This window comes from Lipingzhangella halophila (genome assembly GCF_014203805.1).
Lineage (GTDB): Bacteria > Actinomycetota > Actinomycetes > Streptosporangiales > Streptosporangiaceae > Lipingzhangella > Lipingzhangella halophila.
Map to the genome: position 1 here is coordinate 133320 of NZ_JACHJT010000001.1, position 13444 is coordinate 146763.

At 69.7% G+C, this 13444-nt stretch carries 14 protein-coding genes and 1 tRNA gene; 8 read left to right on the top strand and 7 right to left on the bottom strand.

Translation table 11 applies throughout. The features are described from left to right. Positions 1-57: 57 nt before the first annotated feature. The 4 genes from F4561_RS00660 to F4561_RS00675 all read right to left on the bottom strand — a co-directional run bounded on the left by F4561_RS00660 (position 58) and on the right by F4561_RS00675 (position 3103). Positions 58-795, bottom strand: coding sequence for a MerR family transcriptional regulator (locus F4561_RS00660; RefSeq protein WP_184573693.1), 738 nt, complete (start codon positions 793-795; stop codon positions 58-60). A gap of 190 nt (positions 796-985) precedes the next feature. Beyond that, positions 986-1501, bottom strand: a complete 516-nt coding sequence (locus F4561_RS00665; protein WP_184573695.1) for a hypothetical protein — start codon at positions 1499-1501, stop codon at positions 986-988. Positions 1502-1684: 183 nt separating this feature from the next. After that, positions 1685-2347: an SDR family oxidoreductase gene (locus F4561_RS00670; RefSeq protein ID WP_184573697.1), complete on the bottom strand. Its 663-nt coding sequence runs from the start codon at positions 2345-2347 to the stop codon at positions 1685-1687. 9 nt (positions 2348-2356) lie between these two features. Further along, complete coding sequence (locus tag F4561_RS00675) at positions 2357-3103, bottom strand: phosphatase PAP2 family protein (RefSeq protein ID WP_184573699.1); 747 nt, start codon at positions 3101-3103, stop codon at positions 2357-2359. Positions 3104-3285: 182 nt separating this feature from the next. On the opposite strand from F4561_RS00675, the gene F4561_RS00680 reads away from it, so the two are divergent. Next, positions 3286-3879, top strand: a complete 594-nt coding sequence (locus F4561_RS00680; RefSeq protein ID WP_184573701.1) for a DUF4291 domain-containing protein — start codon at positions 3286-3288, stop codon at positions 3877-3879. A gap of 79 nt (positions 3880-3958) precedes the next feature. Here the strand turns inward: F4561_RS00680 and F4561_RS00685 are convergent, their stop codons facing one another. Together F4561_RS00685 and F4561_RS00690 are read right to left on the bottom strand one after the other, a co-directional pair. Next, a complete protein-coding gene (locus F4561_RS00685) occupies positions 3959-5044 on the bottom strand; it encodes a 2-oxoacid:ferredoxin oxidoreductase subunit beta (protein ID WP_376773615.1) in 1086 nt (361 codons plus the stop codon). Continuing rightward, on the bottom strand, positions 5034-6887 hold the full coding sequence (locus F4561_RS00690; protein WP_184573703.1) for a 2-oxoacid:acceptor oxidoreductase subunit alpha: 1854 nt from the start codon (positions 6885-6887) through the stop codon (positions 5034-5036). Before F4561_RS00690 ends, F4561_RS00685 begins: the two co-directional genes overlap by 11 nt. 668 nt (positions 6888-7555) lie before the next feature. On the opposite strand from F4561_RS00690, the gene F4561_RS00695 reads away from it, so the two are divergent. Continuing rightward, the gene (locus F4561_RS00695) at positions 7556-8419 is read left to right on the top strand and encodes a M48 family metalloprotease (RefSeq protein WP_184573705.1); all 864 of its coding nucleotides are present in this window, start codon (positions 7556-7558) and stop codon (positions 8417-8419) included. A gap of 165 nt (positions 8420-8584) precedes the next feature. Here the strand turns inward: F4561_RS00695 and F4561_RS00700 are convergent, their stop codons facing one another. Then, positions 8585-9082, bottom strand: coding sequence for a YajQ family cyclic di-GMP-binding protein (locus F4561_RS00700; protein WP_184573707.1), 498 nt, complete (start codon positions 9080-9082; stop codon positions 8585-8587). Positions 9083-9325: 243 nt separating this feature from the next. Here F4561_RS00700 and F4561_RS00705 point away from each other — a divergent pair. From F4561_RS00705 to F4561_RS00730, 6 genes are all read left to right on the top strand, one after another. Next, a tRNA-Tyr gene (locus F4561_RS00705) sits at positions 9326-9407 on the top strand. A gap of 746 nt (positions 9408-10153) precedes the next feature. Next, positions 10154-10417, top strand: coding sequence for a cousin-of-CoaP protein (locus F4561_RS00710; protein ID WP_221445318.1), 264 nt, complete (start codon positions 10154-10156; stop codon positions 10415-10417). Positions 10418-10437: 20 nt separating this feature from the next. After that, positions 10438-10680, top strand: coding sequence for a cousin-of-CoaP protein (locus tag F4561_RS00715; protein ID WP_184573709.1), 243 nt, complete (start codon positions 10438-10440; stop codon positions 10678-10680). Positions 10681-10700: 20 nt separating this feature from the next. Further along, on the top strand, positions 10701-10964 hold the full coding sequence (locus tag F4561_RS00720) for a cousin-of-CoaP protein (RefSeq protein WP_184573711.1): 264 nt from the start codon (positions 10701-10703) through the stop codon (positions 10962-10964). A gap of 297 nt (positions 10965-11261) precedes the next feature. Next, a complete protein-coding gene (locus F4561_RS00725) occupies positions 11262-11993 on the top strand; it encodes a DUF2397 family protein (protein WP_184573713.1) in 732 nt (243 codons plus the stop codon). Between the two features lie 82 nt (positions 11994-12075). Next, positions 12076-13299 (top strand): TIGR02678 family protein, encoded by a 1224-nt coding sequence (locus tag F4561_RS00730; protein ID WP_184573715.1) that lies wholly within the window; start codon positions 12076-12078, stop codon positions 13297-13299. Positions 13300-13444: the final 145 nt, after the last annotated feature.

Consider the following 13444-nt stretch of genomic DNA (forward strand, 5'->3'; position numbering starts at 1 on the left):
TGGCCGAAGCCGGCCGCCGGCCGCCGGCGGAACCGGCACCCGGCGACGCGCAGCCGCTCAGCCAGCGGCGTTCGCCCGCCTGATGTACTCGATCATCTCCGGGGGCGGGCCGCCCTGCTCCTGGACCGTCTCGCTGTTCTCGTGCTGCATGCGGTACAGCGAGTCGCGCAGGCCCTCGTCGCCGCCGTGGAAGGCCTCCAGCAGTTCCATCCAGCGCCGGGCCAAGGGGGCGACCTTCGGGTCGGACGGTTCGGTGCCCGCGTCCATCTCGGCCTGGACGCGCGCGATGAGCTGCGGCCACTCGGCGATCTCGGCGTCGACCACCTGCTGCCCGCGCTGCTCGCGCCGCTGCTCAAGCCGTTCGACCTGGTCGTCGGAGAAGTAGTTCCTAAACGTCTTTTCCATACGTGACACCTCTTCGATCAGTGCGAGAAGGTCGGGGGACGCGATGTCGCCGGCACCGTCCGCGCGCTCCACCAGCACCGCCAGCCGGGTGTGCAGTGCCCGCAGTGCTGAGATCCGACGCTGGACATGGTCGGACTGGTCGCGCAGCAGTTGTGCGAGGTCCAGCTCGCCTTCGAGCAGGGTACGGATCGACTCCAGAGGGAGTCCCAGGTCGCGCAGTGCCACGACCCGGTAGAGCCGGCGCAGATCGTGGTCATCGTAGAGCCGGTGTCCGGCGGATGTCCGCCCCGATGGCGCCACCAGTCCGATGTGCTCGTAGTGGTGCAGGGTCCGCACCGTGAGCCCGGTGAGCTGGGCCAGCTCACCGACCTTCCATATCCCACCGGACATCGCGTCCTCCTCCCGACTTCAGGGAACCGGCCGTCCGCGTTCAGCGGCGGCACTGGAAGGAACGCTAGGACCTGACGTTGCGTGAGGTGCAAGCCACAAGGAAAGAGAGCGCGGCGCCGGAGGGCCGTCCGGAACGCGAACGGCCCGTGCGCGGAACGCGCACGGGCCGTAGGGAGACCGGGTTCCGGCTTCACCAGCCGGGCTGGCCGTAGCCGGGGTACTGCTGGCCGTAGCCCGGCTGCTGCTGTTGCGGGTAGCCGGGGTACTGCTGCTGGTACCCGCCCTGGCCGTACTGCTGCTGGTAGCCCTGGCTGTACTGCTGGCCGGTCTGGTACTGGTAGCCGGCGTAGGGGTCCTGCTGGGGAGGCTGCGGCTGGTAGGGCTGCTGCTGGCCCGACTGGTACTGCTGGGCCTGCTGGTAGTTCGCGGACTCGTCCGGCGTGGCCGAGGACGCGGCGCCCGGGCGGAAGATGAACAGCCGGACCGCTCCACCTTCTCCGCCCTCAGTGGGGGTGATCTGGTCCAGGTGCCAGCCGGCCTCCTCGATCCCCTCGAGGATGCGGGTGAGCCCGGGGCGGACCTTGCTCGTGGAGTCGTCGTAGCTGTTGACGTCGAGTTGCACGATGAACATCTTGCGCTTCTGCTGCGCGGCGACCTTCGCGTGCTCGACGACGGTGCTGTCCCTCACGACCTGCGTGACGCTCATTGTTCAACCGTACCCATCTGCCCTGTTGGACCTCGCATGCCCGTTGAGCGTCGCCGATCATCCACGTACGTCGCGGAGGCGGTCCGCCGGGCCATTGTCCCATCATGCCGACTTTAGGCGATTCTGGCCACAGCGAAGAACGAGTGACCAGCTACGCATCCGCGCGGGGCGCCCGGGTATCGGCTACGCGGTGGCCCCGCGAACGGCGTCGGTGATCGGGGTGTCGCCCGAGACGAGTTCCCAGACATGTCCGGATGTGGCCGACTCGTCGAGCACAGCGGCGATCACCGCGGCGACGTCCTCCCGGGGCACCGACGCCCGCTCCACCTTCGGCGCCAGGCGCACCCGTCCCGTTCCGGGCTCCTCAGTGAGCCTGCCGGGCCGCAGGATCGTCCAGTCGAGCTGCTCGCCGCGCTCCCGGATGTCGTCGTCGGCGGCGCGCTTGGCGTTGACGTATGCCGCCCAAACCGGTTCGGCGTCGGGCGAAGGGCCTTCGTCGACGCTGATCGCGGAGACCATGACGTAGCGCCGGACCCCGGCGAGCGAGGCGGCATCGGCCAGCAGCGCCGCCGCGTCGCGGTCCACGGTCTCCTTCCTGGCCTCCCCGCTGCCCGGACCGGCGCCAGCGGCGAACACCACCGCGTCGGCCCCCATGACCGCCTCGGCAAGCTGGGTGACGGTGGTGGACTCCAGGTCGATGACGACCGGCTCGGCGCCGGCGGCGCGGACGTCGCCAGCATGGTCGGGATTGCGGATGAGTCCCACGGGAGTGTCGCCGCGCGCGGCCAGTTGCCGCTCCAGGTGTAGCGCGATCTTCCCGTGGCCCCCGGCGATGACGATACGCATGCCGGCAGACTATGTGTTCGCCGCCGGATCATGCACCGACCGGTCCCAGCGGCGCGCGGCCTCTGGCAGGAACGTCCAGAGGAGCAGTGTCGCGGCGACCGTGCACACGCCCAGGGACAGGCCGGCCACGACATCGCTCACCCAGTGCACGGCCAGCAAAGGCCGGGTCACGGCGGTGCTCAGCGCGATCAGGACCGCCGCCACCCACGCGCCCGTGCGGATCCGGCCGCGCAGCAGCGGCAGGACCGTGAACAGTACGATCCCCATCCCAACCACGGCCATCAGGGAGTGCCCCGACGGGAACGACGGGCCGACCCCCGCGGCGAGCGGCTCGGTGAACTCCGGCCGCGCCCGGTCCACCCCGAGCTTGAGGAACAACCCGAACAGGTTCGCCAGGAAGACGGTGGCCGCGGCCCAGACCGCCGTGCTGATCTGGCGCCGGAGCAACAGCCAGCCCGCGGCGAGCAGCGAGACGACGCGCATCGACCACGTTCCGAACGTCTCCGTCCACACCTCCGTGAGGTGGGCCGCCTCGGGGAAGGGGCGCATGAACGCGTACAGCGAAGCGGCGACCTCGCGGTCGAGGGACAGCAGGGGCCCCCACTCGGTGGCGACCATTGTCGCCAGCACCAGAAGGGGCGTAACGGCGACCGCGGTGACCACCGCCAGCACGCGGCGGTGCGCTGGAAGTGGTGGGGAACCCGCGTGGTCGCGGTCGCGGGCAGCGGGATCGGTCTGGTCCGGTGTGTCGGACATCGCATCGGGGATCACAGGAACCGAAGCGTACCGGGGCGTGGCTGATGGGTGAATCGAAAAAGAACAACCAGTGTCTACCGGCTCCCCGGTCGGCGCCCGGAGGCACGCCGGCGGTATCGCGCGAGCCTGCCTGGCGCGAAATCCTGTGGCGCGAGCGGTGCGGCGGCGGCACTATTTGCGTCATGGAACTGCCGAGGTACCAGATCCGGGCGCGCCACACGGCCTCCACGGTCACCGTCTACCAGGCCTACGCCCCAGAGATCGGGCAGCCCGCGGCGCGCGACGGCCGCTTCCCGGCGGCCTGGAAACGCGGCCGGATGACCTGGGTCAAGCCCTCATTCCTGTGGATGATGTACCGGTGCGGCTGGGCGACCAAGGAAAGCCAGCAGACCGTGCTCGCCGTTGAGATCACCCGCGAGGGGTTCGAGTGGGCGCTGCGGAACGCGAGCCTGTCGCATTTCGTCCCCGAGCTGCATCCCGACTGGGACACCTGGAAGCAGCGGCTGCGGGAGGCGCCGGCGCGCGTCCAATGGGACCCTGAGCGCGACCTGCACCTGCGGCCGTTGCCGCATCGTTCACTGCAGCTCGGGCTGTCCGGTGCGGCCGCACGCCGGTACGCCGACGAGTGGACGGTCTCCATCACCGACGTGACCCCGCTCGCGCACACCGTCCACGAACTGGTGCGTTCCAACGACCTGGCCGAGGCCGACCGGTTGCGGCCCGTTGAGACTCCCTACGCCATGGAGCGGGGGTCGCTCGACCACCTGTGCCGCTGAGCGCGGGGTGCGCGCAACCGAACCGGCCGCGCACCGGGAACCGGTGCGCGGCCGGGAAAGACGGCCCGGTACGCCGGGCTCAGCCCTCCACTGTCCAGGTGTCGCCGCTGGCGAGGAGGCCGGCGAGATCGGCGTCTCCCTGGCCGGCTCCGGCCGTCTCAAGCTGCTCGGCCATGAGCTCGTCGTAGGTGGGCCGCTTGACGTCGCGGAAGACCCCCACCGGCACGTGCTCGAACGCCGGGAGATCCAGGCGTGACAACGCGAACGCGTACCCGGGGTCGGCGCGGTGCGCGTCGTGCCGCACCAGGTTCTCCTCGCCGACCTCGGCGACGTCGGCAATGGCCAGCTCGCCGTAGTCGCCAACCACGACTCCGCGGTCACCGACGCGCAGAGGCTCGCCGTGCTCCATGCGAAGCAGCCGGGAGTCGCGCTCGGCGGAGTCCTTCAGCGGTTCGAACGCCTCGTCGTTGAAGACCGGGCAGTTCTGGTAGATCTCGACGAACGACGCCCCCTCGTGATCGGCGGCGGCGCGCAGCACACTGGTCAGGTGCTTGCGGTCGGAGTCGACGGTGCGCGCCACGAAGCCGGCCTCGGCACCCAGCGCCAGCGAGACCGGGTTGAACGGGGAGTCCAGAGACCCCATCGGTGAGGAGCGGGTGACCATCCCCGTCGCCGACGTCGGCGAGTACTGCCCCTTCGTCAGACCGTAGATGCGGTTGTTGAAGAGCAGCACGTTGATGTTGACGTTCCGGCGCAGCGCGTGGATCAGGTGGTTACCGCCGATCGACAGCCCGTCGCCGTCCCCGGTGATCACCCACACGGACAGGTCGGGCCGGCTCGCGGCGAGGCCCGTCGCGATCGCCGGCGCCCGCCCGTGGATCGAGTGCATCCCGTAGGTGCTCAGGTAGTACGGGAACCGCGAGGAGCAGCCGATCCCGGAGACCATGACGATGTTCTCGCGGGGCACCCCGAGCTCGGGCAGGAACCCCTGGAAGGCCGCGAGGATGGCGTAGTCGCCGCACCCGGGGCACCACCGGACGTCCTGGTCGGACTTGAAGTCCTTCATCTTGTACTCGACATCGCTGCGGGGGACCAGCTTGAGGCCGTTCGGCACGGCGCCGTTGCCCCCCGCCTGCGCGGCGTCGGACCCGTTCTCACTCGGCACGGTCGATGACCTCCTGAACCACGCCCGCCAGCTCTTCGGCCTTGAAGGGCAGCCCGCGGACCTTCGTGTAACTGATGACGTCGACCAGGAACTTCCCGCGCAGCAGCAGCGCGAGCTGGCCGAGGTTGATCTCGGGGACGAGGACACGCTCGTAGCGGTTCAGCACCTCGCCCAGGTTCTCCGGGAACGGGTTGAGGTGGCGCAGGTGGGCCTGGGCCACCTTGCTCCCCGCGCGCCGCACCCGGCGTACCGCGGCACCGATCGACCCGTATGTGCCGCCCCAGCCGAGCACGAGGACCTCGGCGTCGCCCGTGGGGTCGTCGACCTGGAGGTCCTCAATGTCGCGCGCGATCCCGTCGATCTTGCCCTGGCGCGAGCGCACCATCAGGTCGTGGTTGGCCGGGCTGTAGGAGATGTTGCCCGTGCCGTCGCTCTTCTCGATCCCGCCGATGCGGTGCTCCAACCCGGCGGTGCCGGGCAGTGCCCACGGGCGCGCCAACGTCTCGGGGTCGCGCTGGTAGGGCCGGAACTCCCCGTTCTCACCGTTGGGCTCCGAGGTGAAGGCCACCGACAGGTCCGGCAGCCCGGACACGTCCGGGATCTTCCACGGTTCGGAGCCGTTCGCGAGGTAGCCGTCGGAGAGGACGACCACCGGGGTCCGGTACTTCGTCGCGATGCGGGTGGCCTCGATCGCGATGTCGAAGCAGTCCGACGGCGATTGGGGCGCGAGCACCGGCAGCGGGGACTCGCCGTTCCGCCCGAACAGTGCCATGAGCAGGTCGGCCTGCTCCGTCTTGGTGGGCATCCCGGTGCTGGGACCCGCGCGCTGGACGTCGATCACGAGCAGCGGCAGCTCGGTCGTCACGGCGAGACCGAGCGTCTCGGCCTTCAGCACCATGCCCGGCCCTGATGTCGTGGTCACGCCGAGCGACCCGCCGAACGCCGCCCCCAGCGCCGCGCCCACGCCGGCGATCTCGTCCTCCGCCTGGAAGGTCCGCACGCCGAAGCGCTTGTGCTTGGACAGTTCGTGCAGGATGTCCGAGGCCGGGGTGATGGGGTAGGAGCCGAGGAATATGGAAAGCCCGGACAGCTTCGAGCCCGCGATCAGCCCGTAGGACAGGGCCAGGTTCCCCGTGATGTTGCGGTACTGGCCCGCAGCAAGCTTGGCCGGCTTGACCTCGTAGGAGACGGCGAAGTCCTCGGTGGTCTCGCCGAAGTTCCACCCGGCGTTGAAGGCCGCGAGGTTCGCGTCGAGGATGTCGGGCTTGGCCGCGAACTTGGACTTGAGGAACTCGCGGGTGCCCTCGGTGGGCCGGTTGTACATCCAGGAGAGCAGGCCGAGCGCGAACATGTTCTTCGCGCGCTGCGCGTCCTTCTTGGAGAGCCCGTAGCCCTCAAGCGCCTTGACCGTCAACGAGGTCAGCGGCACCTGGCTCACCTTGAAGTCGGACAGGGAGCTGTCCTCCAGCGGGTCTGACTCGTAGCCGACCTTCGTCAGGCTGCGCTTGGTGAACTCGTCGGTGTTGGCGATGATGGTTGCCCCTTTGGGCACGTCATCGACGTTGGCCTTGAGCGCAGCCGGGTTCATGGCTACCAGGACGTCGGGGGCGTCGCCCGGGGTCATGATGTCGTGATCGGCGAAGTGCAGCTGGAAGCTGGAGACGCCGGGCAACGTGCCCGCGGGAGCACGGATCTCCGCGGGGAAGTTCGGCAGCGTCGACAGGTCGTTCCCGAACGACGCGGTCTCCTGGGTAAAGCGATCGCCCGTCAACTGCATGCCGTCGCCGGAATCGCCCGCGATACGGATGATGACGCGATCGAGTTGCTTGACCTCTTTGGTCACTGAGATCGCCAACCTCCAAGTCAGAGCCGCCGCTGGCGGGGTAGCGGCTCAGGTTTGCCTAAGGCTTTACCACCCAGCGTATGGGTCCGGCGTAGGCCGGGCGGGGCGGTCGGGCTCATGAACGTCCGTCCTACGGACGCGCGCGTGTGCCGTCGTAGGACTGTTGTGAGTAGGGGCGCCCCGGGAGAGCGGGGCGGGCCGCGGGTGCGAGCATCGTGGCGGCTGTGCGGGGAGCCGGTTCAGCCGCGACAGAGGTCGCTGGCGAGACGCCCGAGATCCACGTGCCGCCGGCCGACGAGCAGCGCTCCCGGCGAGACAATCAAGGTCATAGCGGCCACATCAACAACTATAGGCCGTAGCCTCACCCACCGGGTCGTCGGGTGGGAGAAGTCACACCTTTCGGTGCCGCTCACCGGCACCTTCCGGAGCCGTGTGGTGAACGCCACCAACGAGTGTGCGAGGACCGCCCGCCCGCTCGCGAGCCGGTAGGGCCGGCCCGGGGTCCCGTTCCCCCGGATATCGGGCAGCTGTCTACGTTGCGTGCTGATCATCCCTGGTATGCGTGGTGGTTACGGTAATCCGACGGGAACGCGAGACCCAGACCCGGACGTTTACAACGGTGGACGGGCCTGGAGGGGGCCGAGACGAGAAGGAGGCCGGGAACCGCCGTGCACCGCAACGCGATCCGTGCAGCCGGCCTGCTCGCTGGCGTGTCGGCACTGGTCATCGCGTTGTGTTGGATATGCGGCGGGTTTGCCGGGCTGCAGCTCGGCATCGTCCTGGCGATCGGGCTGAACGGCGCGGTCTTCCTCTTCACCGGGTCCATGGCCCTGCGGGCGATGCGCGCCCGCGCCGTCAGCGAGATCGAGCAGCCCGATCTGTACCGGATCGTCCGGGAGCTCGCCACCGAGGCGCGCCAACCCATGCCGCGGCTGTACCTGTCGCCGACCCCCGCCCCCAACGCGTTCGCGATCGGCCGCACCCCGCGCACGGCCGCCCTCTGCTGCACTACCGGTCTGCTGCGCAGTCTCAACGAGCGCGAGCTGCGCGGCGTGCTGGCCCACGAGCTCGCGCACGTCCGGCAGCGCGACACGCTCCTGTCGTCGGTCGTGGCCACCCTGGCCGCGCTCATCACGTCCCTGACGGCGCTGGCCCTGCTTCTTCCCATGGGCGACTCCGAGGACCAGGACGTCCCGAGCCTGCTGGGCGGGCTGCTGTTCCTGCTGCTCGGTCCGCTCGCCGCGGTGGTGATCCAGGCCGGGGTCACCCGGGCCCGCGAGTACCGGGCCGACGTCGCGGCGGCGGAGCTCACCGGCGACCCGATCGGCCTCGCCAACGCCCTGCGCAAGATCGAGGTCGGCACCCGTACCCACCCACTGCCGGCCGAGCGCCCCCTACTGACCGCGGGCCACCTGATGATCGCGCACCCGTTCCCGGAACACGGCATGTGCCGCCTCTTCGTCGCGCACCCCCCGACCGCGGAACGTATCCGCCGCCTGCAGAAGCTGGCCGAGCAGTGGGGAGTCCGCTAGGGACGCGGCGGATACGCAGTGGAGCGGCCGGGTGGCGCGGCACTCCTGCTCGCGCCGGACATACCGGTGGCCAGCAGAGCAGCGCCGGCCCGCGTCGCCCGGGCGACGCGGGCCGGCCGGCAGCGCGATCGGGTGCTCCGGGGTGTTGCGCAGCGGCAGGTCCGGTCAGCGGTAGTTGACGAACTGCAGAGCGATGTCGAGGTCCTTCTCCTTGAGCAGGGTCATCACCGTCTGCAGGTCGTCCTTCTTCTTCGAGCTGACCCGGAGCTCGTCGCCCTGAATCTGGGCTTTGACGCCCTTGGGGCCCTCGTCGCGGATGATCTTGGAGATCCGCTTCCCGTCGTCGGTGGAGATGCCCTCCTTGAGGGTTATCGGGAGGCGGTACTCCTTGCCGGCGGCCTTGGGCTCGTCGGCGGGGTCCAGGACCTTCAGCGACACGCCGCGCTTGACCAGCTTCTCCTTGAACACCTCCAGGGCGGCCTTGACGCGTTCGTCGGTGTTGGCCTTGATCTCCACTCCCTGCTGGCCGGACCAGGTGATCCCGGCACCGGTACCCCGGAAGTCGAAGCGCTGCGAGAGCTCCTTGGCGGCCTGGTTCAGCGCGTTGTCGACCTCTTGGCGATCGAGCTTGGACACGACGTCGAAACTGGATTCGGCGGCCACGTGCGCACACACCCCCGAGACGGTTGCGGACACCTGGACAGATGCCCAACGGTTCATGGCAACCGCGCCGTCCGGGTACTAGTGCGCCCGTCCGGCCGCGGCAAGCTTCGAGCTTAGTCCCATTGGCCCTTGGAGGACGCTCGACGCGACCCGGTGAGGCCGGGGCACGGAATCGATTTCGTCTCCGCTGCCCATGTCCGCTATGATCATTCACGCGTCGCGGCCGCAGAGCCGCGCACTCCAGGCAGGTTGCCCGAGCGGCCAAAGGGAGCGGTCTGTAAAACCGCCGGCTCAGCCTTCCAAGGTTCGAATCCTTGACCTGCCACTCTAGGGGAACGCCCCCTGACCAGCGCGAGCGCGGTCAGGGGGCGTTTTTGTTGGTCCGGCTGGGTGCAACGTGGACCGGCGGCATCCCGCTGTCTGTGTCGGATACGTGCCGAAGTTCTCCGGGTTCCCCCGGGTCTCTGTTGCCTTTGAGGGCGCTCGGGATGAGAATCCCGCGGCGGGGGGCCGGCGGCTCCGCGTCTGAGGGGGCGCTGCGTGCCGCGACGGCGCACAGGGCGGCGAAAGCGGCCTCGGGTTCCTGGAGGCCCTGCTGACGTGCTCCGCACTGAGCCCGGCACGCTACGGCGCGGGTTCCCGAAAGGACCGGGAGACAACGCGCCGGATCGCGTATGTCCGCAACCGGATGGGTGTGGCGTGCCCGGCTGGTGCCGAACACGTACCGCGCTCCACCGCGGCCGCGCCGGTTCCGCCGGCTTTCCCGGCAACCGCCGAGCCTTCCCGTGCGGGGTTTGCGACACGCCGCCGCCTCGTCAAATCCGGATTTGCCGGGCTAGGTGGCCAACCAACAACGCGGCAAATAGGTGACTAGGTTCGGTAACTTTCTGTTCGCCATTCATGAATTTCTGGGGTAAATGTGGCTGTCTTGGCGAAACGGACATATTGGCTTCGTCTATTTTGGCGTTGACAAAAAGCTGCGGCTTCGTCGATGATTGCCAAAGTCCACCGCATCAAGGGCGCTCCTTTGCGTCTTTTTCGATCGTCTCGCTTGAATGTTTCGGGGGAATTATGATCAAGAAGCTGACCACCGCCGGGGTTGTGGCTGGTGCCGCGCTGGGGGCTGTGCTGATGGCGGCCCCGGCCCAGGCGGGCGACCACGGCGACCACGGCGACCGCGGCGACCACACTGAGCACACCAACCAGTCCAACGAGAACCACCAGCTGATTCCCGTTCAGCTGTGCAACACCAACGTCGCCGTTCTCATCGCGGCGAACAACTCTGAGGCCGAGGACTGCGTCAACGGTCCGCAGCAGGCCAACATCGAGAAGTAGCGACAAGAAAGAAGGCATTCATGTTCCGCAAGTTCGGAGTCGCGGGGGCTGTTGTTGGTGCCGCGCTGGGGGCTGTGCTGATGGCGGCCCCGGCCCAGGCGGGCGACCACGGCGACCACACTGAGCACACCAACCAGTCGAGCGAGAACCACCAGCTGGTCCCGATCCAGCTCTGCAACACCAACATCGCCATTCTCGGTGTGAACAACTCTGAGGCCGGGGACTGCGTCAACGGTCCGCAGCAGGCCAACATCGACAAGTAGCGACAAGAAAGAAGGCATTCATGTTCCGTAAGTTCGGAGTCGCGGGGGCTGTTGTTGGTGCCGCGCTGGGGGCTGTGCTGATGGCGGCCCCGGCCCAGGCGGGCGACCACGGCGACCACGGCGACCGCGGCGACCACACTGAGCACACCAACCAGTCCAACGAGAACCACCAGCTGATTCCCGTTCAGCTGTGCAACACCAACGTCGCCGTTCTCATCGCGGCGAACAACTCTGAGGCCGAGGACTGCGTCAACGGTCCGCAGCAGGCCAACATCGACAAGTAGCACCTGGGAAACCAGGCGATCGTCCGGCCGGACGTCCCCGGCATTCCCCTGCGGAGCGGGAGTGCCGGGGATCGTGCTGTTCCCGCCTGTCCGCACCAGGCACACGCATCCCCCGCCGCGCGGCGGGGGATGCGTGTGAAGCGGGTGCCGCGCCGGCGCGCGATGGGTCCCGAAGCGCGAAGAATTTACGGAGAGCGCGAACGGGCAGGTCAGTGGCCAGGTGTTGGGGGCTCGTGAGCCCTGCTGGTGGTCTTCTGGGGCGCGGTAGGTCGCCGGGGGTCTTTAGTCTGCAGAGTTGTGAGTGACTCAGCGAGGAAGGCGCCTTCCGCCCCCGGCGACGGTGCGGGACGGCCCGTGTCCCGGCGCGGCCGCGCCAGCCTGCTCCGCCTCGCGTGCTGGTTCGAGGGGGCCGACGCCGAGACGGCGCACGACATCTACACCGCGGCGTTCGCCACCTACCGGGCACGGCATCTGGGCGGCCAGGCCGCCGCGCCGGTCGCACCCGCCACGAGCTGGTGGAATGCCCCCCTCGCGGACACCGCGGCCGCTAAGCTGGCCGGAGCGTCGCCAGTCGCCCCGGTGCACGACCACAGTGAGCAACGGGCGCGGCTGCGCGACGAGGCCGAGTCCTCCGCGCACTGGCGCCGTTCCGCCGCCCGAGAGGTCCGCCGACTCCTCGCGGACCCCACCGGGGACGACTCCCGGCTGCACCTGACTCCTCCTGCCCTTGGGGTACTCATGGACCTGCTCACGGCCGCGCTTGGCTCGGGCGACTCCGCCCGCGGCGCCGTTTCGGCCGGCGATCTGGAACTCGATATCCGGCTGCACGTCACCCGCGTCGCGGGGGCGTCGATCGTGCTGCGGGGCGCCGGCGGCGACCTCAGCATCGACGGGCTCCGGTTGCAGGCCACCAGCTACCCCGCGGGAGACAGCACCGAGCCGTCCGACGAGGTCGGCGCGCTGGCCTCCGGGGAGAGCGTGAGCGGCCAACCGGTCGATCTCCTCGCCGATCCGGTGCGCCCGGCGTGACCAGGCGCGTCGCTACGCACTGCCACCAAGGGGCCCGTCGGCGACCACTCCGGCGACCCCAACCGCGTAGGGGGTGACACGTATGGCGTCCAGTGAGGACGTCGCGCTCGCCGGCGAGCGCCAGGCGGCCGCCCGGCGGCTACTCGCCAACCCCATCGTGACCGCACGCACCCACCCCGAGGACTTCGCCGTTATCCGCGCCCACTCGGAGTGGCTCATCCAGCAGTTCGACCGGGTCCTCGGCTACGAGCTGACGGTCGCGGCCGAGCACGCCCGGCTGGCCAAGGCAGGGCTGGTGCGGTCCGTCACGCGGCCCCTCCTCCGCCCAACCGGCGCCTCGTTCTCGCCGCGGACCTACAGCTACCTGGCGCTGTGCCTGGCGACCCTGCTCGACTCGGCGCCCACGCTTGCGATGGACCGGCTCGCCGCGGGCGTGCGCGAGGCAGCCTCCGAGGCCGGCCTGGACCTCGACCCCACCGGTCGGATGAGCGAGCGCCGCGCGTTCCTGGCGGCGGTGCGCCACCTCGTCGAGCTGGGTGCGGTGAACGCGCCCGGCGACGCGCTGGCCGCGGACGCCGAAGGGGGAATCGGGACCGCGGAACTGGAGGTGCGCGCCGATGCCGTCCGGCACGTTGTCGCGCACCCCCCGCACGCCACCTCTGACCCGCGCGAGTTCCTCACGGCAATGGAGGCGGACGAGCCGAGCGGCGACGCCGCCGCGGAGGTCGCGTTGCGCCGCCTGATCGCCGAAACCGCCGTCGTGTACCGCGACGACCTCTCCGAGCGGCAGCGCGAGCGGCTCGGCCGCCACCAGTGGCGCGCTGTCGCCGAGCTGGGCGCGCTGCTCGGCTGCGACGCCGAGATCCGAGCCGAGGGCGTTGCCCTGGTCATGCCCGACGACGCCGAGGACGACGAGGGGCTCAGTGTCTTCCCCAGCTCCGAACCCGCCGGGCAGGCCGCGTTGCTGCTCATGGAGAGGATCATCACCCGGCTCCCCGCGAACGACGTCCCCGCGCGGGCGGTGCCCGTTCCCGCGGAACTCCTCAAGTCCGAGATCACGGCGCTTCTCGACCCCGCATCCGACCTCCAGCGCCGGTGGGCCCGCACCGCGCTCAGCCACATCCCCGACCCCGACCACCTCGCCTCCCGGGTTCTTGACCTGCTGCGGGACGCCGGCCTCATGCGGCGCTTCGACTCCGAGGGCCCCCGGTTCGAGGGGTGGAGTGTGCTCGCGGCGGCAGCCCGTTACTGCGGTCGCCCGTACCATTCCAGTGAGGCCCCTGCCGGAGGGGGCGAGGGAGTGTGACGGCCCGGACTTTCCGGGTGGGTGCCTCGCCGCCGGCCGGCGTGCTGGCCAAGCCCGGGACACTGGCGCGGATCCGGGACAATGTCAGCACCGCCCGCGGGCGAACCCCCGCCGGAGCGGCAACGAAGTCCACGCAGCGGAGGCC

Excerpts from the sequence above, each read along its gene's own strand:
- F4561_RS00660 (WP_184573693.1), bottom strand. The coding sequence starts at position 795 with ATGTCCGGTGGGATATGGAAGGTCGGTGAGCTGGCCCAGCTCACCGGG.
- F4561_RS00730 (WP_184573715.1), top strand. The coding sequence starts at position 12,076 with ATGGCGTCCAGTGAGGACGTCGCGCTCGCCGGCGAGCGCCAGGCGGCC.
- F4561_RS00665 (WP_184573695.1), bottom strand. The coding sequence starts at position 1,501 with ATGAGCGTCACGCAGGTCGTGAGGGACAGCACCGTCGTCGAGCACGCG.
- F4561_RS00670 (WP_184573697.1), bottom strand. The coding sequence starts at position 2,347 with ATGCGTATCGTCATCGCCGGGGGCCACGGGAAGATCGCGCTACACCTG.
- F4561_RS00720 (WP_184573711.1), top strand. The coding sequence starts at position 10,701 with ATGTTCCGTAAGTTCGGAGTCGCGGGGGCTGTTGTTGGTGCCGCGCTG.
- F4561_RS00710 (WP_221445318.1), top strand. The coding sequence starts at position 10,154 with ATGATCAAGAAGCTGACCACCGCCGGGGTTGTGGCTGGTGCCGCGCTG.
- F4561_RS00675 (WP_184573699.1), bottom strand. The coding sequence starts at position 3,103 with ATGTCCGACACACCGGACCAGACCGATCCCGCTGCCCGCGACCGCGAC.
- F4561_RS00680 (WP_184573701.1), top strand. The coding sequence starts at position 3,286 with ATGGAACTGCCGAGGTACCAGATCCGGGCGCGCCACACGGCCTCCACG.
- F4561_RS00715 (WP_184573709.1), top strand. The coding sequence starts at position 10,438 with ATGTTCCGCAAGTTCGGAGTCGCGGGGGCTGTTGTTGGTGCCGCGCTG.